This window comes from Bradyrhizobium xenonodulans (assembly GCF_027594865.1).
Taxonomy (GTDB): Bacteria; Pseudomonadota; Alphaproteobacteria; order Rhizobiales; family Xanthobacteraceae; genus Bradyrhizobium; species Bradyrhizobium xenonodulans.
Genome location: NZ_CP089391.1, coordinates 6,399,836 through 6,422,001, shown reverse-complemented (window position 1 = coordinate 6,422,001; position 22,166 = coordinate 6,399,836). Strand labels below are relative to the sequence as shown.

The window sequence follows — 22,166 nt, the reverse complement described above, 5'->3', positions numbered from 1 at the left end:
ATGCGGATCGCCCAGCTTGCTCCGTTGGCCGAGAGCGTTCCGCCGAAGCTTTATGGCGGCACGGAGCGCGTGATCGCCTGGCTTGTCGACGAACTGGTCGAGCTCGGACACGACGTCACCCTGTTCGCGAGCGGGGATTCGAAGACGAAGGGAAAGCTCCACCCTGTCGGGCCGCGCGCGCTGCGCCTGGGGCGGAGGGGCACTGATCCGAACGCCGCCTGCGCGCTGCTGATCGAAGCGATCGCCGAGCGCGCGGGCGACTTCGACCTAATCCACTCCCACGTCGACTGGCTGCCTCTTCCGGTGCTGAGCCGGACCGGCGTGCCGTTCCTGACGACGATGCATGGCCGCCTCGACCTTCCTGGTCTGTCCGACGTGATCGGGGCTTTTCCGAAAGCGGCCTTCATCTCAATTTCCGACAACCAGCGTCGGCCCCTTCCGAACGCGAACTGGATCGCGACGATCCAGCACGGGCTGCCCAAGGATCTGCTTAGGCCGTCCTACGAACGTGGTTCGTACCTGGCCTTTCTCGGGCGGCTGACGGCGGACAAGGAACCGGAAGCCGCCATGCGCATCGCACGCGCCGCGCGGATGCCGCTGCGGATAGCGGCCAAGATACCTCGCGCGGAGACGGCCTACTTCAAGAACAAGCTCGAGCCGAACATCGATGGCCAGAAGGTCCAGCTCGTCGGCGAAGTCGACGATGCGAAGAAGCAATCTTTCCTCGCGAACGCAGCAGGCCTGCTGTTTCCGATCGATTGGCCGGAGCCGTTCGGTCTCGTCATGATCGAAGCGATGGCATGCGGAACGCCCGTAATCGCCTATCGCTCAGGCTCGGTGCCGGAAGTCATAGAGCACGGCGTCACCGGCTTCATCGTCGATGGTGAGGAGCAGGCGATCAGGGCAGTGGACCAACTGGAGCGGCTGGACAGACGAGTGGTGCGCGCCCGGTTCGAGAAGCGTTTCGCCGCGAGCCGGATGGCGAAGGAGTACGAACGCCGATATCGCGATCTGCTCAGTCGCGGATTACGCGATGGATTCGAAAAGGGGGCAGCTATATCTCGTCTCGCGGTCGGAACGGCTTCGGAGCCTCTTCGTTGAGTTGCCGATCAGGAGGCTCCCATGAAAACCATTCTTTCCGCGGCGGCGGCTTTTGTCATTCTCGCGACGGCCGCTCTTGCAGACGAAGTGCCTCCTCCACAGCCGAAGGTCCAGCAGGCCGGCGACTCCGCGAAGGAAGCGGACGACTGTTCGAAGCAGGTTTGGCCGCATTTCTCCCGGGCTTGCCTTCGCTCCGAAGGCAAGGGGATTGCCGTGCGGCTTGTGACCACCGAACGTCGGTAGTGGACCGGGTCTGGACGCCGCGAAGTTTTGGATCGAATTCTTTCAGACCATTCCGAGCTGAAAGTGATCAGGAACAAGTGGCAATTGCGGGCGTTGGGCCGGGCATCTGAAAGGGTGCGGGCTCACGTTGGAGGAGATAATCGATGAAAAGCTTTCTTGCCGTCGCTCTGCTCGGCACTGCCGTGATCGGCGGCGCCGCGTTCGCGCAATCCACTCAGCCGGCCGACCGCGCCGCCCAGGCGGCCACCGCTCAGCCGGCCGATGCCAAGATGGCGCTGAAGAGCAGCTGGCGCGCCTCGAAGTTGATCGGGCTGAACGTCTACAACGAAGCCAACGAGAAGCTCGGCGACATCAACGAATTGCTCGTCGACAAGACCGGCAAGATCAACGCGGTGGTGATCGGCATCGGCGGCTTCCTCGGAATGGGCGAGCACGACATCGCCGTCTCGATCGACAAGCTGAAGTTTGTGGAAGAGCCTGTCCGGACCAGCTCGACCAGCACCTCGACAACCTCGCGCGACACCACCACCGGCGCCGCGTCGACAACCACCACGAACCGCAACGCGAACGATTGGGTGCCCGACCACGCCGTCATGAGCGGCAACAAAGAGCAACTGAAAGCGCTGCCGCAGTTCAAATACTCGGATTACAACTAGAGTAGGGCGTTTGCTCACTGAGATTAGGGCCCCACCATGGGGCTCTTTTCTGCCCCGTGGCAACCAGTCGGCCGCTCCGTGGGTAAAAAAATGGCCCGCCCGAATCATCGGGCGGGCCATTCACGCGAGCGGTCTATTCGCTCAGTGCATGTGAACTAACCAATAGCCGACGCCGCCAACAACGAGCACGGCGGGAACGGCCCACAAAATCAGTACGGGCATTTTCTCCTCCATTTGCTGTCAACACGTTTCGCCTGGCCGACTAGGCCCTGCGACGACCGGCTACTGTTCGGTGCAGACCTTCGTGGTCTTGACCGCGGACTCGGCCTCGACCTTGGTCTTGTACACGCCATCACCCACGACGGTCGTGGTGGTCGTCGTCGGCTTGGTGTCGACCACGGTGCACTTCTTGGTGGTCGCGTCGCGCACGATGTAGAACTCGGCGGCGCTGGCGGCCTGGGTGCCGAGGGCGAAGGCGGCGAGAGCGCCGCAGATGATCAGCTTCTTCATGGTGTCCTCCTAAAAAAATCCTTCGTAAGTAGTCACTGCCAACGAGGGGGCTCGCGCGAAGTTCCGTTTGTTCCCGATCACTGGGGCGGCGCGCCACCGCAATGCGGGAATGATTTCTCCGCCAGCCGGAAGAATTTCGGCGGCGCAGTTTCAGCCGATTTGCCGAAACTTCCCGAGCAGGAACCCGACGCTTCGTCCAGTGTTGTTCGGCGACCATTAGGAGGATTTCAGATGAACAAGCGTTTATTCTTGGCTACGACCGCCGCAGTCGCGCTCGCGACTTCGGCTCTCGCACAATCTTCTCCGAACACGTCGAGCTCCAATCCGTCGGCTACGCAGCGTCAGCAGGGGTCCACATCGACGCCGCCGTCCTCGTCGACGTCGACACCGTCGTCCAACTCCTCTTCGGGATCCGCGCAGACCAATCCTTCGACGAATTCGGCCCAGACGCAGACTCCGTCATCGACGGGCCAGAGCGCTGCAGGCCAAACGTCCAACTCGGGCACCAACACCACGCAGGCGCCGACCTCGAACAATTCGACCAACCAGGCGCAGACCAGCCAGCCCTCCAACCAAGCCAATCCGGCTTCGAACCAGGCGCAGACCAACCCGCCTTCGAACAGCCAGACGCAGAGCGCGAACCCGCCGGCTTCTGGCACCAATCAGGCGCAGTCTCCGGCTGGTGGCTCGACCAACACGGCCCAGCAGCCGAACAGCCAGCAGAACACGGCCGATCGTTCGTCGAGCACGAACGTGAACGCCTCGGTCAACATCAACGATCAGCAGCGGACCCGGATCAGCACGTCGATTTCGCACCTGAACATACAGCCGCTGACCAACGTGAATTTCTCCCTGTCCGTAGGCACCGTCGTGCCGCGCGACGTCCGCCTGCAGCCGCTGCCGGCCGAGGTCGTCGAGATCGTGCCGCAGTATCGCGGCTACAACTTCGTCCTGGTGAAGGACGAGATCGTGATCGTGGAGCCGTCCAGCTACAAGATCGTGACCGTCCTGCCGTACTCGGGGCGCTCCACGGCGTCGGCGCCGGCGAGCACCGAGCAGCGCAAGGTGACGTTCAGCGACCGCGATCGCGAGGTGATCCGGAAGCACGCCAAGGCCCGTCCCGTCGAGCGCGAGCGGCAAACGACCGGCAGCACGGTCCGAACCGAGATCCGCCGAGGCGAGCGCGTGCCTGAGGGCGTTGAAATCGATGCCTTCCCCGACGAGGTCTATCGCGACGCGCCGAGTCTGCGGGAGTACCGGTACATTCACCGGGATAGCCGCACCTACATCGTCGAACCGCAGGAACGTCGCGTCATCGAAGAGATCGACTGATCTCGCCAAACGGAGGAACACGAACATGAAGACGATTGCGCTCGGAGCTTTCGCAACGGTCCTGTTGGCGTCGGCCGCGTCGGCAGCTCCGCTCAATGCCACCTCCATCGGGTCGGCGGAGGTGGCCAACGTCGACCAGGTTCGCTTGGTCTGCAATGAGTACGGCCGCTGCTACCGCACCGGCGGTCCCCGCTACGTCCAGCGGTACTACGGCGGAGACGACGGCTACGTCGTCCGTCGGAGCTACGGCTCCTACGGAGGGCCGGGCTACTACGACCGCGGCTACGGCTACTACGGCGGCGGCCCGAGCATCGGTTTCAGCTTCGGCACCCGAAGCTGGTAAACTAGGAAAAGGGCCGCTCTCTGAGCGGCCCTTTCGACGTCGAGCTGATGAGATGTCTGCTGTTGCGAAGCTCCAGGGCCAGAAGGAGCAATTGCTGGCGCGGCTCGAAGCGGATCCCGGTCCGAACGAGCGCGCCGAAATCCAGGCGCTCCTCGCCAAGATCGAGACCGCGCTGAAGCTGCTCGCCGCCAAGCATTCCGCCGCTACGGGCGAGACAGCGTAGTGCCGCTTGCCAGGCGGGCACAAGCGATCTCTTGACGTGACCCTCACCGACCATCGAAGATCGGCCTTCGGCGATGTTGTGGGGTGGCGTCATGGAAGAGTTCTACGTTGGCTTCGCGCAGCGGGCACGCGATCTGGCGGAGAAGGCCGACCCGTTCACTCGAAGACGGCTGCTCGATCTGGCCAAGAGATACGACGCCAAGAGCAAACCTGCCGGAAGCACTAGGCCGCTGCCGCCGCCACGCACCACCGCGCTCGACGATCTTCTCCGGCAGCGGGGAAGCGTGACGAAGGGGTACTAAGGTCTGCACCGACAAGTAGGGATTTCGGACCGGCCGGTGCCGGCCATTGGTTACTTCGCGCGCATTGAGCGAATAGAGGCTCGCCCTGAAACGGCTCGTCGAATGGCTCACTCTGACGGGCCGTTTCATTTGACGCTACTTCCATTGATTTCCGGCGTTGCTAAGGACCCGTAGCGTGACGGGGAGTGAGGTGTCTTTGCGCTTGATTACTGGGCGCCCCTGACCGGTCGGCTCGAGACAAGCTTCGTCGCTTTCCTGCAGTGCGGACACGGCTTCCGGATCAGGTGCACTTTGGCCATCTGGATTTCCTTGCCGCGACTAGCTTTGCTCCGCAACAAGCGCGCTTAGAGAAATCGCGGGGCGGGCGCAGCGAACGGATGCGTCCGTTCTTGGCCGGATCGAGCCGCGTCTCGCGGCAGGTGGCGTCTGGTTAATGGACGATCACTACGATGCGTAAGATCGCGGACACCACGATGAAGCGACGCTTACTCGGTGCCCGCATCATGGCGTGGCTGCAAACCCGCCATTAAGGCCCGGGTGGGACCCTGCGCGAAAAGGAGCCACCGCCCCATGCCGAGCAACCGCCGCGAGGTCGAGAAAGCTCGCTTCCCGTTGTGGGCGGCGGGGTTTGTGGCGCTCGCCTGCGTCGCCATTCTCGCGCTGAGCGGATGGCGCGAGTGGGAGGCCCACCAGGTCGAGCTGCGCAACGCCGAAGTCGACATGGCCAACCTTGCCCAGTCGCTGACGCAACATGCCGAAGACACCTTCGAGCTCGCTGACACCATCCTTGCCGGAATGGTCGACCGGATGGAGGTCGGCGGCACGAGCCCGGCCGCGGTGGCGAAGATCCAGAACTTCCTGCAAGCCCGCAAGTACAACAGGCAGCGCATCCGCGGCATCTTCGTCTACGATGAAACCGGCCGCTGGCTTGCGACTACCGAAGACGGCGACTTCTCAAACTTCAACAACAGCGATCGCGACTACTTTCAGCGTCATCGCGCCTCGGCAGACCGCGGGACGTTGATCGGTCGACCGGTGGAGAGCCGGTCCGGCGGACAGTGGATCATACCGCCTCGCGCCGCTTCAATCATCCCGACGGCAGCTTCGCCGGCGTGGTGCTGACGAGCGTCGACGTCGCGTACTTCATGCAGTTCTACGGGCGCTTCGACATCGGCCCGAACGGCGCGGTCTCGCTCCTGAATGCCGACGGCATCATGCTGGCCAGGAGTCGCGACGACGAGGGCACCTATGTCGGTCGCGACATGGCGGGCTCGCCGCTGTTCCGGACCATGGGCCGGCGGCCGGATGCCGGCGCCTATTACTTCAAATCACCGTTGGACGGGCAGGAGCGACTGAGCTTTTACCAGAAGAGCAGCCGGTATCCGATCGTCGTCCTGGCGACGAAGGCGCAGAGCGATGTCCTGGCCCCGTGGCGCCAGCAGGCCGTCACGCGCTTCGGCATCGTCACCGGTCTGACCTTGTCGATCGCCATGATCGGCTTCTTCCTGGTGCGTTATCTCTCGAAGGGGCAGCGCATGGCCGCGGCCCTCGTCGCCAAGGAAGGCGATTTCCGCCTGATCGCCGAACAGTGCAGCGACGTCGTGATGCGGGTCGGGCTGGACGAGCGCATCCTCTATGCCTCCCCGTCTTGCGCCCGCATCCTCGGTTGGGATCCTGCCAGGCTGCTGGGGACCTCGGCTCTCGAGGGCGTCAATTCCGAGGACCGGCCGCGCGTCGAGCAGGTCGTTTCGGCTCTGAAGGCCGGGGAGGCCGAGGAGGCGCGCATCATCTATCGCGCCAATCACCGCCAGAAGAAGGAGATCTGGGTCGAGACGGCGCTGCGCGTCACCCGGTCTTCGGAAACCCATGAGATCGACGGCGTCGTGGCGATCTCGCGCGACATGACCGAGCAGAAGGACCTGCAGGACAAGCTATCCGCCCTCGCCACGTCCGACGGCCTGACCGGGATCGCCAACCGCCGTCATTTCGACGAGCGCCTCGTGGAAGAATGGGCACGGGCCAAGCGCGACGGCACTCCGCTCTCGTTGCTGTTGATCGATGTTGACCACTTCAAGAAGTTCAACGATCAATACGGCCACCAGGCCGGCGACGCCTGCTTGCGTGCGCTGGCGCGGATCCTGGCCACGCAGGTGCGCCGACCGGCCTATCTCGCCGCGCGCTACGGCGGCGAGGAATTCGCGCTGCTGCTGCCGAACACGGACGCGGAGGGCTGCGAACTTGTCGGCGAGAATGTGCGCTGGGCGGTGCGCGACCTCGGCATGCTGCACGCGCTGAACCTGCCGTCCAAGATCGTCACGGTGAGCCTCGGCGGCGCGACCAACATGCCTTCCGAGGGTGCGATGGACTGCGGCTCCCTGGTGGCGGCGGCGGATCGTGCGCTTTACGCGGCCAAGGACAACGGCCGCGATCGGCTCGTCATGTCCGGACAGGTGGTCGCCTGGCCCGGCGCCAGAAGCGCGTAGCGGTTGGAAACCAAAAGGATTGTTTGCGAACTGTCCTTCCTCTAAATCGCGCTCAGGACGTGTCCTCACAAAGTGCGATGTCCGGTTTCGGCGTTGAAGCAGACGGCTTGTACCGGTTCTGAGAATTTCGCCTTGTGAGCCGAAGCCGCCATCGTTCGGTTCGAGGACAGTCCGTCAACGCGACATCAATGCTTCGACAGGAAATCCAACGTGATCTTGTTAAAGACATCAGCATTCTGTTTCTGTATACCGTGCCCTGCATTTGGTATCACTACCGTTGCAGGAAACTCCCGACACTTGCGCATTTCATTGTAAAAAAACTCGAATTTCTTTGGACTCTTGTCCCCCGTCATGAACAGCACTGGAAAATCAAATTTCTTGACGTCGTCGCATGTGCTGATCGGGCGGTCTTTGTCCCCCAAAGCCGTGTAGATATTTGCCAGAAACATCTGCTTCGTGGGTTCGGGAAACTTTTGCCATGTGCCAGGGCCATTCAACATATCGACGAAGACCTCCACAGCTTTGGCTGGTTCTCCTGCTTTCAGGTTTTCCTGCAGGGTCCCAATCACCTTTTTTGTGAAATCTCCGGCTGCTTTGCCCTCGGCAGTCTCAGGCACCAACATCTCGATGCTGCCATCCGGCAGCACCAGTGTTCGGATGACGTCGGCGTGCGATTTCGCTACCTCGACTGCAACCGCGCCACCCCGCGAATGCCCGACGAGGTGCACCTTACCGAGGTTCAATCTCTCGATCAGCGCAGCAACATCCTGAGCGTGCTGTTCGATCGAAAAATCGGTGCCCGCGCCATCCCAGCGTTCCGGGTAAAAGTGCCTTAGGCTAACCGCGACCACCCGGTAAGATGCGCTAAAAACTCTGAATTGGGCGTCCCAAATCCGGTAATCGGCCGTTGACCCGTGCACCAGAACGATGGACGTACCCTCGCCCGCCTCCCGGTAAGCCATGGGATATCCGTTGATTGCCTCCCATTTCAGCTCCGGGGGAATCGGCCAGTTGGGCTTGACCTCTTGTGCCCACAACTGTGCGATCGTGCACACGGCAAAGAGAAACGACACCACGACGCGGCGCATTTGAAATCCTTCCTCAGGCAGTTCTCCGAGAGGATAACGCTTGCCGCAAGCATGATTATTCTAAAGGCGGATGGTAGCAAGCCATAAACCCAAGGGCGCATAGCTTTCTTGACTCAACAGAGTCCTGTTATGGGCCCGAAAGCGAAGTTCAGTCTGGCTCTTTGATTGTCGGCTTATAGGGGCAAACCGGAAGCAGCCGAACGGTCTTCCGAACGCACCTTTTGACCCAATTGCGACACTAGCCGGTATAGTCATCCAAAGTGATCCGGTGTACAAATCGCGTCTAGGTTGGATCGCAGGCATGGTGGAGGAGCGGCCAGTCCGGGTTGAGCGGAGGCTGTCGGCGATATTGGCTGCCGACGTAGCTGGCTACTCGCGTCTGATGCACAATGACGAAGAGGCGACCCACGCCAAACTGGCCACTCTCCTAACTGACGGTGTTACGGCGGCGATTGCCGACCACGGCGGCCGGGTCGTGAAGAACACCGGCGACGGCTTTTTGGCGGAATTTTCGAGCGCCGTCGAAGCCGTCCGAGCTGCTGTACAGTTCCAGACCCGGATCGCCGAACTGACAATCGGAGATGCTGAAGATAGGCGCATAGCTTTCCGTGTGGGCATCAATATCGGCGACGTAATCGTCGAGCCCGACGACATCTTTGGAGACGGCGTTAACATTGCGGCGCGGCTTGAAAGTATCGCAGAACCGGGTGGCATCTGCATCTCAGCCTCTGCCTACGACCAAGTCCGGGGCAAGGTCAGCGTTGAGTTCGCCGATCTGGGCGAGCAGAACCTCAAGAATATCGACCGCCCGGTGCGCGCCTATGCCATGGTCAGGAATGGACCTGGCCCGACTACCCAGTCTGAACGCGCAAGACAAGGCCGGCTTTCACCGCCTCGTCGTTCCATGGGTCGAATCCGAGCGCGTTTGACGCCTCTCGGCGGCGTGATTGCCTTAATTGCGGTCGTCGGTGCCGTGGCCGTCTTCCTCGTCGTCTATTGGAATGTCTGGAAGACGGTCCGCACTGATGCTTTACAGGAAGGGCAAAAGACACAGAGAGAAGCAGCGGCCCGGCCCGATGTCGCTCCCCGTTTGTCTCTTGTCGTCCTGCCCTTTGCGAACCTCAACAACGATCCGGAACAGGATTATTTTGCGGACGGCATTGCGACTGACCTGACGACCGACCTCGCACGGACGCCCGATGCATTCGTGATCGGCCGCGGAACGGCTTTTACCTATAAGAATAAGCAGGTCGATCTCAAGACGCTCGGCAAGGACCTTGGTATTCGATGGGCCGTACAGGGCGCCGTGCAACGGGCCGGAGACCGGGTCCGGATGAACGTGTCGCTTGCCGACCTTTCGACCGGTCGCGACGTCTGGTCGGATCGTTTTGACGGCGATCGGATGAATCTCGCCGCTTTGCAGGAGCAGGTCACGGCGCGGCTTGCCCGCTCTCTTAACGTCGAACTTATCCAGGCCGAAAGCCGGCGCGGCCTAATGGACCAGTCCGCGAATCCGGATGCTGTGGATTTCAGTATGCGCGGCTGGGCGAAGGTCAATGGGCCTCAGACCAAGATAACGAACGCTCAGGCAAAGGATTTGTTTGACAGCGCGCTGCGCCTCGATCCGGACAACATTGACGCAATGCTCGGGAAAGCGTGGTGCATAGCCACTAGCGTGCTCAACGGATGGTCAACGTTCGTGACGGAAGACAAAAAGATCGCGACAAACCTAGTTGATCAAGTTCTTGCAAAACGCCCGGCGAGTGCAAGCGCGCACATCACCAAGGGAAACATTTTGCTATACGGAAATCCCGAGGGGGCATTGCCTGAATTCGACGCCGCTCTGGAAATCGACCCTAATTCACCGGTCGCGCACGCAACAAAGGGAATCGCACTTGTCACGGCGGGACGCGCTCACGAAGCGTTCTCCCCAGTTCAGATCGCTTTGCGCCTAAGCCCCAAAGATCCGGCCGCTGGCATTTGGCACTTCTTCCTGTGTCATGCTCACGTGCATGTGCACCAATATAACGAAGCGGTTGAGGAATGCAGGCGCTCGATCAATCTGAACAAATTATACTGGATGCCGTATGCGGATTTGATTTCAGCTTATGGGGCCACCGGCCAATTGGAAATGGCCCAGCAAATGTTAGCCGAATTGAATGCAATCCGGCCGGACTTCACGGTCCAGTGGTCCCGCCAAATGGGTTACGCGCGTTCCAGCAATCCGCAGTTTCGTCGTGAGTACGACGACATCCTCGATGGACTCAGAAAGGCCGGCGTTCGCGAGCAATGAGATGACAAGGATCTGCATTGCCTACTTTACTGCAGAGGCCTCCTTCTGGCCCATGGCCATCATCAAGGCATGGGCAGAGCATTTCCGCCCTGCCCACCAAAGTTCAGACGTCTACTTGTTCCGCTATTGCAAGCGGATCGTCCACCTCAATTCCCAGGTATTGGACGGTGCTCTCGATCTTTGTGTGCCCCAGCCCCAGCAGAAGCTGCACAGCCCGTAGGTTACTTAAGTCGCCTTCGTCCGACGCCGGGATTGCGTTCCGAACAGGGTGAGGTTCCAGCCCTATGCCGGACAGCCAGTCGCGCGTACTGACGAGTTGTTAGGCGGCAATTTGCTGCTTCCGGCCGGTAAACAAGTGGTCGCCCGGCTTCTTGCTGGTTACCCTTAGATAATCGTCGATGGCCTAACGGGTGTACTCCGTGAGTTCGAATTTAACCGGCCGTCCGGTCTTCTTTTGGCGGATCGGCAGCGTAACCGTTTGGTGCATGTCATCGACTTTCAGGGCTACGACGTGGTAGCCCCGCAGCTTGCTGTCGATCGCAAGATTGAACAACGCCGGATCCCGGATTCGGCCTTCGACTTGGAGCTTCGTCCGGATGGACCAGACGTGCTTCGGGCGGAGTGGGGGCTCGGCGCCGACGATCTTTCCCTTATTCCACGGGACTTGCTTGGAGACGGTCTCACAGCTTGGCACATCCGTCATGATGACCACCTCAGTTGATGAGGCTGGTCATTTTCAGGCCGGCATCCTTCTCAATTCACGTCGCTTTCGGACGATCGGAGGCGTACTTTTGTTCAATTTGAGGATTGAAAGGACACTGATAACCTTTTAGCTGACTTATCACTCCAATTCGCGATGTCCGCTTTCGAGGGCAGAATTGACTAGCTTTGGTTCTTCGGGTGAAGCTCAAGTGGGCATCACCCCTCCGGTACGCCGGCGAGACGCATAGCCTCATAGAGCCGCTCGCGCCTGGCAAGCCATCCCGGATTGTCCGACAGGAAAGCGCCGTTGACGTCGTATCGACGGATGGTGAAGCTAGGATCAAGTGCTAGTCCCGCCTCGGCACAGGATCGTGCTTCGTTGAGGTGTCCCATCATGGCCAACGCGCCAGCCAGGTGAAATTGAGCGAGCGCGAAATTGGGATTGGCCTCAATGCTTCGGCGAAGCCACTCGAGTGCCTCAAGGTCTGCGTTGACCACCAACTTAGCCATCCCGACAATCATGAACCAGAGAAAGGCACGCATATCGCGCGGGGATAGTCGCAGCGCCTCTTGAATATGCCCTTCGACTTCCTCACCCCGTCCTAGCGCATGCTTCCCAAGCCCAATGAACCCATGCGCGTCGGCCAAATTCCGATCGAGCGCCAGCGCCTGCCAACATTCAGCGATTCCCTTGGCTGCGCGGTTTGTCCGAATCTGAACTGCGCCAAGGAGCATGTGAGCTCTGGGATGGTTCGGCGCCCGCAACAACACATCATTCAGCGTCTTTTCCGCGGCCCTGATATGCGCCGGTGCGTCATCGGCCATGGAAGAAGAAGCGATCGCAAAATCGACGTGAGCTGCGGCAACCGCTGCTTCAACATGGTGTGGATCAAGAGCCAAGGCGCGCACGAAGAAATCCCTTGCTCGCGCCATAACCGCAGGCGTTATTCCCTTGCTCAGGAAAGCCCTGCCTTGAAAGTATAAATCCATGGCGTCCGGCTGGAGCGACCGCTCGGCGCGTCGGGCTTCGGCCTTGATGAGTTCGGCGTTCAACGTATTGGCGAGCCGGGATACGATCTCGTCCTGCATGTCCAGCAAGTCAGCGGCCGGCTTGTCGAAGCGCTCGGCCCAGAGCTGGGCTCCAGTTTCCGTATCGGTCAATTGGACGTTCACGCGAAAGCGGTTGCCGCCGCGTTGCACCGACCCCTGCAGTGCGTAACGCACATTCAATTCACGGCCAATTTCCCTCAAGTTCACCGGCTTTCCCTTGAACGTGAACGCGGTGCTGCGGCCGATAACAAACGCGCCGGCGATGCGCGACAAATCAGTTGTGAGACTATCAGTCACGCCATCCACGAAATACTCCTGCTGAGGGTCGGCGCCGAGGTTTGCGAACGGTAGAACAACGATAGATAGGTGTGGAAAGGATGAAGCCGACGGTTCTTCGATATTGTCCGGCCTCGGCGAGGTCGCAACGCCGGAAGAGATCGAGCTGTCGACCGGCTCTCCATTTACGACCAGCATGTAGCCGCGGCGAGGCATCGTCTTCAGGGCCGACCGGCCGGCGTCTCCCAGGGCGCGCCTGATGTCGCCGATGGCTTGGACGAGTGAGTCTTCCGTGACCTCGCAATCCGACCAGACCTGATCCATGATTTCATCTTTGCCAACCAGTTGTCCTGGCCGGGTCGCAAGCAGCCGCAGCACGGCCCAGGCGCGCGGACGCAGGGGGACGACGTCGCCGCGGCCGTCACGCAACGTTTCACGGGCCAGATCCACGACCCGGTCGCCGATCACGATCGGGTGCTGCGGTGACTTTAACAAGGACGCCTCGTCGAACTTGCTTTCGGAAAATTTCGGCAGAGTTTCGGGACGGAGAGGTGATTGTACAGCATTATCTTGCAGCCCGGGATAGCGAAACGCATCCTTTCCAAGCCGCCAATATGAGGTACCGCCTCCATGATCCGGCCCCTAATCCTTGCTGCGTTAAGTCTCTCGATCCTCGGTCTTTCGCCCGTTGCGGCGGCCGACAAGAAATACGGCCCCGGTGTCACCGACACCGAGATCAGGATTGGACAGACTGTTCCCTATAGTGGGCCAATCTCGTCGCTGAGCCGCTTCGGCCGAATTGAAGCCGCTTATTTTAAGATGATCAACGCGGCGGGGGGCGTCAACGGTCGTAAGGTGACACTCATTTCGCTCGATGATGCCTTTACGCCCGCGAAGACAGTGCAGCAGACGCGCAAGCTCGTAGAGGACGACGACGTGCTGGCGATCGTTGGGTCGATCGGCACGCCGACCAACCTCGCGGTGACGAAATATCTCAACAGTAAGCAGGTCCCGCAGATCCTGCTGCTCGCCAGCACGCCCAAGCTCGACGATCCCGAGAACCTGCCGTGGACGACCACGTTCATGATGCCGCAGCCGGCCGAGACCAGGATTTACGCCGATTATCTGCTGAAGACCAAGCCTGACGCGAAGGTCGCCGTGATCTATCAGAACGACGACCTCGGGAAGGGCAATTTGGCCGGCTTCAAAGCCGCTCTGGGATCGCGCGGCTCGACCATGGTGGTCGCGGAGGTCGCCTACGACATCATGGAGCCGACGGTCGATTCGCACATCGTGACGCTAAAGGCCTCCGGTGCGGATACGTTGTTTCACGCCTCTAACGCACGCTTCGCCGCGCAAGCCATCCGCAAGGCGCATGAACTCAACTGGAAGGTCCAGCATGTGCTGCTGTCCGGCGTCAGCAGCATTTCGGCTGTCCTGCGTCCGGCGGGACTTGCAGCCGCGAAAGGGGCTGTCAGCGCGTTCTGGCTGAAGACATCCGAGGATCCCAGGTGGGATGAGGATGCCGGCATGCGCGAGTTTCGAGCCTTCATGAAGGAGTGGGCCCCGAACGACGATATCGAGGAATCGATTTTCCCCTATGCGACCGCTCAGATTATCGTCGAGGTCCTGAAGAAGTGCGGCGACGACCTGTCGCGGGAAAATCTCATCAGGCAGGCCACCAACATCCAGGCGCTTCAACTCCCGACGTTCCTGCCCGGCATCACGATCAACATTACTCCTTCGGACCGGATCGGCTGGAGAAAGGCGAGGATGGCGCGTTTCGACGGTACTAGATGGGTGCTGCTCGATGATGTCGTCGGCAATTGACGATTCATCCTTTCGGAAACCAAATGTTCGATGGGCGGGGCGAGCCAATGACCGGCAGACTGAACATCGCCATTGTCGGCGCGGGGATCGGCGGATTGTCGGCGGCGCTGGCGCTGAGCGCGCGGGGCTTGAGCGTCACGGTTTTCGAAGGTGCAGAATCCCCGCGAGAAGCCGGGGCGGGACTATCAATCCCTCCGAATGCACTGGTCTTGCTCAAACGCACCGCGCTTTGCGGCGATATCGAGAAGATCACCACGAGGAGCCAGGGGCTCACGCGACGAACGTCAAGGGGAGTGCCCTTCTCGCATGGATCGCCCACGGCGCTGAGCTATCAGATTCACCGCCTCGAGCTCCTCGAAATGCTCCTTGGTGCGGTGAAAGAGCCGGTCCGGTTCGGACATCGCTGTATGGCCGTCAAAGAAACGCAACCCGGAGCGCGATTGACCTTTGCCAACGGTGCCGTCTGCGATGCGGACGTAGTCATCGGTGCGGATGGCATCCATTCGGTGGTCCAGCGCCAGATCGGCCTGACAGCGCACCCGACCAGTGAAGGCATCGTGGCCTATCGTGGTCTGGTGCAGTCGCAAAAGCTCTCATGGGGCGCGGAGCTGCGAGGCCTGAACATGTGGATGGGTGAGGGTCGCAGTTTCATCTGCTTTCCAGTGTCGCAGGGGCGGCTGATCAACATCGTCGCGTTCGTTCCGAGCATGCATGACATGGAGGAGACCTGGTTCGCGCCGGGCGACGTCCGGGCGCTCGCAGCTGAGTACGAGGGCTGGGACGCGCCGGTCCGAGATTTGATTGCGGCGCTCGACCATACGTTCCGCTGGGGCATCTACGATCGGCCGCCATTGCCGTATTGGTCGCGCGGACATGTGACGCTTCTCGGTGACGCCGCCCACCCGATGGTGCCGCATTTCGGGCAGGGCGCCGGGCAAGCCATCGAAGATGGCTTCGCGCTTGCCGTTCTACTGGAGCACGCCAAACGCGACGAGATTTCGGCACGCCTGAAGACCTATCAGGATCTGAGATGGGAACGGACCAGCCGCGTGCAGGCCGCCTCGCGACTAGCCGGCCAATTCTACCGATCTGTCGGCGATCCCGCACAGGCGCAGAGATTGCAGGCTTGGATGTCGGCGGCGGATTGGATCTTTCCTCACGATGCGGAGAAGGCTGCTTTGGCTCTTTTGTAGGAAGAATTCAGCTCAAGGACCGAATTTTGCAGTGACGTTCGAAACGTACGCTTCTGGGCCCATCAGCGAAGTGGCGGCGCACATCATTGAGGTCCGCTCAGTGAGAAAGAGCGGATTAGATTTGCTCACCCTGAGTTCTTCGCATTCTGGGCCCATCTCCGACCTCGGATGGTCCGTGATCGCAGGGCTACAGCTGATATCCCTAGCTCGCTTGGCGGCCCGTGAATGTCATTAGGGCGCGGCCCGCTACGACGCGAAGATCTCCTAGTGTGGTTTTGCCGGACCGTGCGGCTGCAATCAGTTGTTCTGCAATGTATTTGCGAGTTTTGTGGTCGCCGCCGTGATGCGGTAGCTCACGGCAGGTTTCTTCCAGCACGGTATCCAGATTCGCTTGTGTGCGATCGTTGAACTCACTCATGGTCAGCCCCCTCCTTGAGGGAGCCAGATGCTATGCCTGATTTTCCCGGCCGTCCCCGTTGCCCGTATTTGCACGGAGGCTGAAATCGTCGGGATGGCTAATCGGGATGGCTAACGGGAAGCGCGCGGATTTGGTCTGCTGCACGCGCGAAAGGTCGTGATTGAACTCATGAAAAGAGTGCCGCCGAGTCTTGGGTATGATTCACGCCGACTCGTCCAACTGGCGCAATCGTCGCATCGGCTTTTCGAGGTTCTGGGGCAACTCGGGTTCTTCTTTCAGCAATGCTCGCAATCGCTCACCAATCTCGCGAACGATTGCAAAGCTGCGTGAACGGTCAATGTCGATGTTGCGCATGGCTTGGGTCCCGTGAGCCAGGAAAGCGATCATTACGGCCCTGCCCATGACTCATTCTCAAAAGGAAGAGGCCGAGACCGTCGCCTTTGGCTATCCCGCGACGTGCGCCGTCTGATCGGTACGGATCCGAGAAGAGCCCATAGATTGCGACGAGGGCCTCAACGTCGGGGAAAGTTGAGCATCGCTGCAACAGTTGCGACGAAATTGATCCCATGAAAAATCCGGCTGCGGCGAAATGTTGATTTCCCAGGGATGAAGCGGCCGATCGGATGACGCGCCGCAATGTGCCGGACGAGGTCGGCGAGCGGAGTTAGAGCATGGAGCTGACTGATCTGGAGCGCGATTTCCTGAGGAAGCTCCTCGGCGAATCCCGGGTCAGCCCGCCGACGTTCGACCATGAAATCGTGGCGCGGCTCGTGGAGCTCGGTCTCGTGGAAACCGAACCGCTTCCATCCGGAGATATCGAGTATCGCATCACCGACGCCGGGCGGGCGGCCGCTACCGCGTGAACCACATGCAAACCGACTCATAGTTGGCCCGCAGAGCGCGCATGTTGGCCCGCAAACGGAGGCATAGCAGGCCCGCGATGGGCATGGTGTCAGAGGCTAGATCGGCGGCCCCCCCGAGGCTCCGCCTCCGGACCCTTCGCCGCCGTCGTTTTCGTCGTCGGGGTCGGGGTCGATCTGCTTTTTGAACCGCGCGACCACTTCCTTGATGCGTGGAAGGAACCGGCGCACTGCCTCGATGGAGGGCTCTGCCTTGTTCGGGATGAACTCGTCGTATTCGCTATGTCGGACGCGATGTCGCATCCGGAGGCACTCGAGAACATCTCGGCGCATTTCGGCGTCGAAGAATGCCGACCTGGCATTTTTCCAGTCATCGGCCCCGAGAGGCGGTCGATGAGATCCTTATGCCAGACATCGCCGGATGGCGGCGTCTCGCCGAGGATGTCCAGGATCCGCAGAAGCGCGTTCTCGACAGAGGTGTAGCCCGCCCCGGAGGTCGCTCGGATGTGCCTCGCCGCTCTCGGCGAACAACTGTGCGCTCTAAAGGCTCGCATCCTTGAGTTCGACCGACGCATCATAGCCTGGCATCGATCAAACGCGACGAGCCAGCGGCTTGATGTTATTCCCGGCGTCGGTCCGGCGTTGGCAACAGCGCTGGTCGCCAGCATTGCCGATCCTAAAGCCTTCCGATCCGGGCGAGACTTTTCGGCTTGGGTCGGTCTCGTGCCAAAGCAGAGCTCGAGCGGGGGCAAAGACAGGCTTGGCAGCATTACCAAGCAAGGCGATCGCTATTTGCGTAGCCTGTTCAGGGCTGGCGCACTTGCGGTGATCCGCTACGCCAAGATTCACGGCTCCGATCATCGACCCTGGCTCACGCGATTGTTGGCCCGGCGGCCCGCCAAGGTCGCGGCGATCGCGTTAGCCAACAAACTCGCCCGGATTGCTTGGGCGATGATGGCCAGGAACGAACGCTATCAGGAACCGGCCGGGCTGGCGGCCTAAACGAGATCGCGTCGGGCATATCCGGCGTGACGTAACGGTTGGGAGGACGAACAGCACGTAATGCAGTGCCGGTCGATCCGGCGATCAGGACAACCCACATGGGCCATGGCATCTCGAATGCGTGCTTTTGACCGGGACCTGATCCACGGAGGGCATTATGGCCAGCGGTCACGTGTACCGCGCGAAAAGGCCGAACACATGGCTGCTCCGACCAATCCCTGCAGCGTGAAGATTCTTCTTGCCAACCCGGAGCCGTCCACACATGGCCCATAGGAGACCTGCCGCGCCGTCCGCCGAGCATCCGTTCGGCACGATGAAGGCCCGCATGGGAGCGACACACTTCCTCACAAAAGCTCCCAAAAGTAAGCCGCCGAGATGGCTCTCTCGGTCCTGGCCTACAATCTGACGCGGGTCATGAACATCGTCGGGAGCAAGCAGCTCATGGCTGCGATCGAGGCCTGAGACCGAGCCGGTCCTGGCTTCTCATCGACTTCCCAGGGAAGGGTGTTTTTACACGGCCAAGACCCGAAGCTGACGTAGATGGTCAGTGAGCAAAGACCGCGTAGATGAGCACACCCAACAGCAGAAACGCGGCCGCCCAAAACAATATGCCGATGAGGACTTCAACGAACGGAGTTGATTTCATGCCCCAAGAGGACAGGACTTTTCGGCCTGTGCTTTCGAACACCCCATCAATCAACCCTTCGATCAAAGCGCCAATTATGCGCAGGAGGATTTCGGCCATTGGGGCTAAACCGGGTAGCGCCATTTCAACGCGCGGCGCAGGAAAAGCAAAGCCACAATGATCGCGAAGGCGGCGAGCCAGAGGAAAGCTGGAACGGGCGACTGATTGTGTATGTGGGCAATGTACAACACGAGGCCCAACAGGACAGCAACCAGCGCGTTCGACACCCAATACAAGGGTGACAGCCCAATTCCCGTTGCTGCGAGTTCAGCGGCTCGTTCGCGTGCTTTTGCTGCGCGCCACCAACAAAAGCCGAAGAATGCAAGAGCAATAAGCCAGCTCATTCCAGCACAATCAATTGGATTTGCGTCGTTCGTCTTCGAACGGCGGACGACTGAGATGCCTCGTGAGACGCCCTTCATTGCCCCACCCGTAGCGCCTAGCAAACGGAGCGTACAGAAGGCAGGCTAGGCCCACCGCTATCAGTACCATAATCAGGTTGAGGCCGAGGAACACGTAGATGCTGGACGTGCCCCCGACGATGAGGACGAGCATAAGGGTGGAACGAATGCTGAAAGGCGACATGCCCGCTAAAGTAGCACGAGGACGCTCTTAGCTGGCAGCTCTCTGACGATTAGGGTTTGCAGACCATTAAGTCTGCTGCTGGCCCGCAGCGGACTTGATCAATGTCGAAGCGAGTTCTTAAATACCTGCGAAGGACGGGGTGTTACAGTAAGAGCATGGAATCCTTTTCGGCATGGATCGCAGCATATCTGATCGGCGAGTCCGACGATTGGGTGCCGCGAACGCTATTGGGCTGGATTCGAGTTGGACTGCTTGCCAGTCTGATCGGCCAGGTTATTTATCTGATCCACGCGTGCATCGCGTTGACGGTCCCGACGTTTCTTTGGATTAGCCTGCCGGCAAATGTTTTGGCTCTGATTGTTGTCCGTCGCATTCTGAGGTGGCGCTACCCCGTCTAGATTTCCCTTATGGCCCTTACGAAATCGCCCCCTCTCATGCCCAAGAATAGATTCATCGTTAGGTCCGGACCGCAGGTCTATCAGGCCGCGACACCGCAAGACGCGCTTGCGCTGGGCGAACAGATGGCGGCCGAAGGGATGGAAGACGTCTGGATCATTGATCAGGATCCCCACGGCGTTATTTTGAGCCTCGAAACCTTACGATACGCTCTCAGCCAGCCGAACAAGCCGGAACACGGTGACGCTAACTCGTCTAGCAAACACGACTGACGGACGGTTGATGTCCGTTGTTGGCCCTGAGCCGAACAACGAACGCGCCGTCGCCACGTCGGCTGTTTGAGGGAGACCGGACCTGGCGCGATGGGACGTGCTGAGCAGCTTTTGACCCCATTGCAGAAGTTGAAACCGCTTCCCTAAGAGCACCCGCTTCCCTAAAAATTGAGGGTTTTCACAGCGCAGAAGGTTGATATGTTTTGTTTATACAACCAAGCTCGTGACCTAAAGGACCATTGATGCCACGTAAAACAAAACTGCCGCTAATGGTCTTAGGTCGTCGTATGATTGGTACGCCTCCCACTGAGACGGATGCCAAAATCACTTTCGAAATTGAGGCTGAAACGGGCGAAATTTTTGAGATCAGCTTTACTCAACGTGGCATCGCGAGCACCGTCACGATGGCTCTAAACTGGCCTCCACTGAAAGAGGCGCTGGCTGATGTTAAGCCGCCGATCAAGCTCTAACGGCAGTAACCCATGACACTGTTCCAAGGGTTTATGGTTCTCTTGGGTATCGGCTTGTTGGGTATCATTGTTGTCGGCTTCATCAAGGGCGATAAGGTTGCACCCGGCGACTCGCCCGAGAGATACCCCGGCGGGGGTCCGGGAGGCGACTTTTCAAATTAGGTGCATCTTCTCAACTCAAGGTCCGATCCAATGTCGCCTTCTGGCCCTGAGCCGAACAACGAACGCGCCGTCGCCACGTCGGCTGTTTGAGGGAGACCGGACCTGGCGCGATGGGACGTGCTGAGCAGCTTTTGACTCCATTTGTATGGTCCGGCCGTGCGTTGCAAGAGTTTCGTCGATCTGGTGGTAAGCGGTCTTGCATCAATGTATCCGGCCTCTGATTGGAGCATGTGCTCCGGGCCATCATGGATATCAGCGCGCGCGCGTTCTCATTAGCGGACAGGCCTCGATTGGACCATTTGGGTCACCAGTGTTCGCACGTGCCCGGAAGACCGAACCTCCATCTCGTCTCATTCCTCTCGCAGACCTCGGCTGGAAACTGTTGATGGGGTTACGTCATCGCTTGCTCCTCATATCGCGCAGTTCCTGTGTTCGAGCCAAGGGCCGTTCCTTCGTCCCGACTCGTAGAACGTCGATCGCGACGCGCGCAGGGGCGGTCAAGGCCGGCCGTCGCGCTTGGCTTGCGGCTGGCTCCGGCGTTGCCAGGCTGCGCCTTGACCGCGCCGCGCACGGCGCAAGGATCACGCGGATCGGACGCCTGCATCGTCGGTCCTCGTCAGTTCGAAGGCGCGTCCTTTGGCCAGCACCGCCCAGGCGATACGGGCAAGCTTGTTGGCGAGCGCGATTGCCAGCACGTTGTGGTGCAAGCGCCTCTTGGCGGCTTCGATCCAGGATTTGAGCCCGTAGCGTTCCCAGTTCTTGATCCTGACCAGCACAACCCATGCCGCCTGCACGAACAGAACGCGCAGGTAGCGATTGCCGCGCCTCGAGATTTTGCCGAGGATCGTGCGGTCTCCCGTCGAGATCTGCTTAGGCACCAGTCCGAGCCAGGCGCCGAAGTCGCGGCCTTTGGAGAATACGTCTCCAGTGCCGATCGCGGCCACCATAGCGCTTGAAATGATCGGCCCGATGCCAGGCACCGTCATCAGGCGCGAACATGCCTGATCTTGACGGGCCAGTGCTTCGATCTCGCCGGAGAGGCCATCGATGCGCTGATCCAGCCGGCGCCAGTCGCCTGCCAACTCCTCGATGACACGCAACATGCGTGGCGACAGGGCATCGGTGCGCGTCGCAAGGATGGTGGGCAGTTCCGTGCGCAGGAAGCCAATGCCCTGGCGCACGGCGATCCCGCGTTCCAGCACGAAGGCACGAATCTGGTTGATGATGCCGGTGCGTTGCGACACCAGCCGCTCGCGCACCCGATGCAGCGCCTGCTGATCCAGTTGCTCCGCGGTCTTGGTCGCCACGAACTTCATCGTCGGGCGCTGCACGGCTTCGGCAATCGCTTCGGCGTCATTGAAGTCGTTCTTCTGTCCCTTGCTATAGGGGCGGACATATTTGGCCGGCATCAACCTGGCATCGTGACCAAGCGATGCGAGTTTGCGGCTCAGGTGATGTGCGCCGACGCAGGCTTCCATGCCGATCAGGCAACGCGGCAGATTGGCGAGCCGCGCTTCCACTTGGCCACGCGACCACCTTTGCCGCAGCACGATGGCGCCGCGCGCATCGTGGCCCACGACGTGGAACGAGTTCTTGCCGATATCGATCCCGATCACGGCGACCGCGGTATTGGGTGTCTGAGACATAGCGTGCTCCTTGTCTTTGGCGCCCCTTGCCAGCTTCGCTTGCTGG

Annotated in this window: 23 protein-coding genes and 4 pseudogenes; 16 read left to right on the top strand and 11 right to left on the bottom strand. The window is 60.3% G+C overall.

The window, feature by feature from the left end; all coding sequences use genetic code 11:
* The 3 genes from I3J27_RS30460 to I3J27_RS30450 all read left to right on the top strand — a co-directional run bounded on the left by I3J27_RS30460 (position 1) and on the right by I3J27_RS30450 (position 2,000).
* Entirely contained in the window at positions 1-1,101 is a 1,101-nt protein-coding gene (locus I3J27_RS30460; protein ID WP_270162561.1) for a glycosyltransferase family 4 protein, read from the top strand.
* A gap of 21 nt (positions 1,102-1,122) precedes the next feature.
* A complete protein-coding gene (locus tag I3J27_RS30455; RefSeq protein WP_270162560.1) occupies positions 1,123-1,344 on the top strand; it encodes a hypothetical protein in 222 nt (73 codons plus the stop codon).
* A 143-nt stretch (positions 1,345-1,487) separates the two neighbouring features.
* Positions 1,488-2,000 (top strand): PRC-barrel domain-containing protein, encoded by a 513-nt coding sequence (locus I3J27_RS30450; RefSeq protein ID WP_270162559.1) that lies wholly within the window; start codon positions 1,488-1,490, stop codon positions 1,998-2,000.
* Between the two features lie 282 nt (positions 2,001-2,282).
* On the opposite strand, the gene I3J27_RS30445 is transcribed toward I3J27_RS30450, so the two are convergent.
* Positions 2,283-2,510: a hypothetical protein gene (locus tag I3J27_RS30445; protein WP_270162558.1), complete on the bottom strand. Its 228-nt coding sequence runs from the start codon at positions 2,508-2,510 to the stop codon at positions 2,283-2,285.
* Positions 2,511-2,741: 231 nt separating this feature from the next.
* Here I3J27_RS30445 and I3J27_RS39250 point away from each other — a divergent pair, with 231 nt between their 5' ends.
* From I3J27_RS39250 to I3J27_RS30420, 5 genes and pseudogenes are all read left to right on the top strand, one after another.
* A complete protein-coding gene (locus tag I3J27_RS39250; protein WP_270172917.1) occupies positions 2,742-3,842 on the top strand; it encodes a DUF1236 domain-containing protein in 1,101 nt (366 codons plus the stop codon).
* A 25-nt stretch (positions 3,843-3,867) separates the two neighbouring features.
* Positions 3,868-4,185 carry a hypothetical protein gene (locus I3J27_RS30435; protein WP_270162557.1) on the top strand — a complete coding sequence of 106 codons (318 nt, stop codon included), beginning with the start codon at positions 3,868-3,870 and terminating at the stop codon, positions 4,183-4,185.
* Positions 4,186-4,237: 52 nt separating this feature from the next.
* Positions 4,238-4,408, top strand: a complete 171-nt coding sequence (locus I3J27_RS30430; RefSeq protein WP_270162556.1) for a hypothetical protein — start codon at positions 4,238-4,240, stop codon at positions 4,406-4,408.
* Positions 4,409-4,499: 91 nt separating this feature from the next.
* A pseudogene (locus I3J27_RS30425) lies at positions 4,500-4,695 on the top strand (hypothetical protein).
* A 584-nt stretch (positions 4,696-5,279) separates the two neighbouring features.
* Positions 5,280-7,192 (top strand): annotated as a pseudogene (locus I3J27_RS30420) (diguanylate cyclase).
* 185 nt (positions 7,193-7,377) lie between these two features.
* Here the strand turns inward: I3J27_RS30420 and I3J27_RS30415 are convergent.
* On the bottom strand, positions 7,378-8,280 hold the full coding sequence (locus tag I3J27_RS30415) for an alpha/beta fold hydrolase (RefSeq protein ID WP_270162555.1): 903 nt from the start codon (positions 8,278-8,280) through the stop codon (positions 7,378-7,380).
* Between the two features lie 301 nt (positions 8,281-8,581).
* Between I3J27_RS30415 and I3J27_RS30410 the strand changes: the two genes are divergently transcribed.
* A complete protein-coding gene (locus I3J27_RS30410; RefSeq protein ID WP_270162554.1) occupies positions 8,582-10,573 on the top strand; it encodes an adenylate/guanylate cyclase domain-containing protein in 1,992 nt (663 codons plus the stop codon).
* A 403-nt stretch (positions 10,574-10,976) separates the two neighbouring features.
* Here I3J27_RS30410 and I3J27_RS30405 read toward each other — a convergent pair whose 3' ends face one another.
* Together I3J27_RS30405 and I3J27_RS30400 are read right to left on the bottom strand one after the other, a co-directional pair.
* Positions 10,977-11,276 carry a site-specific integrase gene (locus I3J27_RS30405; protein WP_270162553.1) on the bottom strand — a complete coding sequence of 100 codons (300 nt, stop codon included), beginning with the start codon at positions 11,274-11,276 and terminating at the stop codon, positions 10,977-10,979.
* 215 nt (positions 11,277-11,491) lie between these two features.
* The gene (locus tag I3J27_RS30400) at positions 11,492-13,096 is read right to left on the bottom strand and encodes a winged helix-turn-helix domain-containing protein (RefSeq protein ID WP_270162552.1); all 1,605 of its coding nucleotides are present in this window, start codon (positions 13,094-13,096) and stop codon (positions 11,492-11,494) included.
* Between the two features lie 135 nt (positions 13,097-13,231).
* Here I3J27_RS30400 and I3J27_RS30395 point away from each other — a divergent pair, with 135 nt between their 5' ends.
* Together I3J27_RS30395 and I3J27_RS30390 are read left to right on the top strand one after the other, a co-directional pair.
* The gene (locus I3J27_RS30395; RefSeq protein WP_270162551.1) at positions 13,232-14,431 is read left to right on the top strand and encodes an ABC transporter substrate-binding protein; all 1,200 of its coding nucleotides are present in this window, start codon (positions 13,232-13,234) and stop codon (positions 14,429-14,431) included.
* Between the two features lie 47 nt (positions 14,432-14,478).
* Entirely contained in the window at positions 14,479-15,624 is a 1,146-nt protein-coding gene (locus tag I3J27_RS30390) for an FAD-dependent oxidoreductase (protein WP_270162550.1), read from the top strand.
* 202 nt (positions 15,625-15,826) lie between these two features.
* Here the strand turns inward: I3J27_RS30390 and I3J27_RS30385 are convergent, their stop codons facing one another.
* Entirely contained in the window at positions 15,827-16,042 is a 216-nt protein-coding gene (locus I3J27_RS30385; protein WP_270162549.1) for a hypothetical protein, read from the bottom strand.
* Positions 16,043-16,243: 201 nt separating this feature from the next.
* Positions 16,244-16,396 carry a hypothetical protein gene (locus I3J27_RS30380; RefSeq protein WP_270162548.1) on the bottom strand — a complete coding sequence of 51 codons (153 nt, stop codon included), beginning with the start codon at positions 16,394-16,396 and terminating at the stop codon, positions 16,244-16,246.
* Positions 16,397-16,713: 317 nt separating this feature from the next.
* On the opposite strand from I3J27_RS30380, the gene I3J27_RS30375 reads away from it, so the two are divergent.
* Positions 16,714-16,905, top strand: coding sequence for a hypothetical protein (locus I3J27_RS30375; RefSeq protein WP_270162547.1), 192 nt, complete (start codon positions 16,714-16,716; stop codon positions 16,903-16,905).
* Positions 16,906-17,001: 96 nt separating this feature from the next.
* On the opposite strand, the gene I3J27_RS30370 is transcribed toward I3J27_RS30375, so the two are convergent.
* Both I3J27_RS30370 and I3J27_RS39245 read right to left on the bottom strand, forming a co-directional pair.
* Positions 17,002-17,235: a hypothetical protein gene (locus tag I3J27_RS30370; protein WP_370691882.1), complete on the bottom strand. Its 234-nt coding sequence runs from the start codon at positions 17,233-17,235 to the stop codon at positions 17,002-17,004.
* Positions 17,236-17,327: 92 nt separating this feature from the next.
* Positions 17,328-17,456, bottom strand: a pseudogene (locus I3J27_RS39245) (hypothetical protein); the annotation flags it as partial.
* On the opposite strand from I3J27_RS39245, the gene I3J27_RS30365 reads away from it, so the two are divergent.
* Together I3J27_RS30365 and I3J27_RS30360 are read left to right on the top strand one after the other, a co-directional pair.
* Complete coding sequence (locus I3J27_RS30365) at positions 17,407-17,904, top strand: IS110 family RNA-guided transposase (protein ID WP_270162545.1); 498 nt, start codon at positions 17,407-17,409, stop codon at positions 17,902-17,904. The pseudogene I3J27_RS39245 and the gene I3J27_RS30365 sit on opposite strands and share 50 nt — an antisense overlap.
* A gap of 289 nt (positions 17,905-18,193) precedes the next feature.
* A pseudogene (locus tag I3J27_RS30360) lies at positions 18,194-18,366 on the top strand (IS5/IS1182 family transposase); the annotation flags it as partial.
* A gap of 82 nt (positions 18,367-18,448) precedes the next feature.
* Here the strand turns inward: I3J27_RS30360 and I3J27_RS30355 are convergent.
* Both I3J27_RS30355 and I3J27_RS30350 read right to left on the bottom strand, forming a co-directional pair.
* Entirely contained in the window at positions 18,449-18,649 is a 201-nt protein-coding gene (locus I3J27_RS30355; protein WP_270162544.1) for a hypothetical protein, read from the bottom strand.
* Between the two features lie 5 nt (positions 18,650-18,654).
* Complete coding sequence (locus tag I3J27_RS30350; RefSeq protein ID WP_270162543.1) at positions 18,655-18,933, bottom strand: hypothetical protein; 279 nt, start codon at positions 18,931-18,933, stop codon at positions 18,655-18,657.
* A 396-nt stretch (positions 18,934-19,329) separates the two neighbouring features.
* On the opposite strand from I3J27_RS30350, the gene I3J27_RS30345 reads away from it, so the two are divergent.
* Positions 19,330-19,572: a hypothetical protein gene (locus I3J27_RS30345; protein ID WP_270162542.1), complete on the top strand. Its 243-nt coding sequence runs from the start codon at positions 19,330-19,332 to the stop codon at positions 19,570-19,572.
* A gap of 512 nt (positions 19,573-20,084) precedes the next feature.
* The gene (locus tag I3J27_RS30340) at positions 20,085-20,312 is read left to right on the top strand and encodes a hypothetical protein (protein ID WP_270162541.1); all 228 of its coding nucleotides are present in this window, start codon (positions 20,085-20,087) and stop codon (positions 20,310-20,312) included.
* A 743-nt stretch (positions 20,313-21,055) separates the two neighbouring features.
* On the opposite strand, the gene I3J27_RS30335 is transcribed toward I3J27_RS30340, so the two are convergent.
* On the bottom strand, positions 21,056-22,120 hold the full coding sequence (locus tag I3J27_RS30335) for an IS110 family RNA-guided transposase (protein ID WP_270172916.1): 1,065 nt from the start codon (positions 22,118-22,120) through the stop codon (positions 21,056-21,058).
* Between the last annotated feature and the right edge of the window lie 46 nt (positions 22,121-22,166).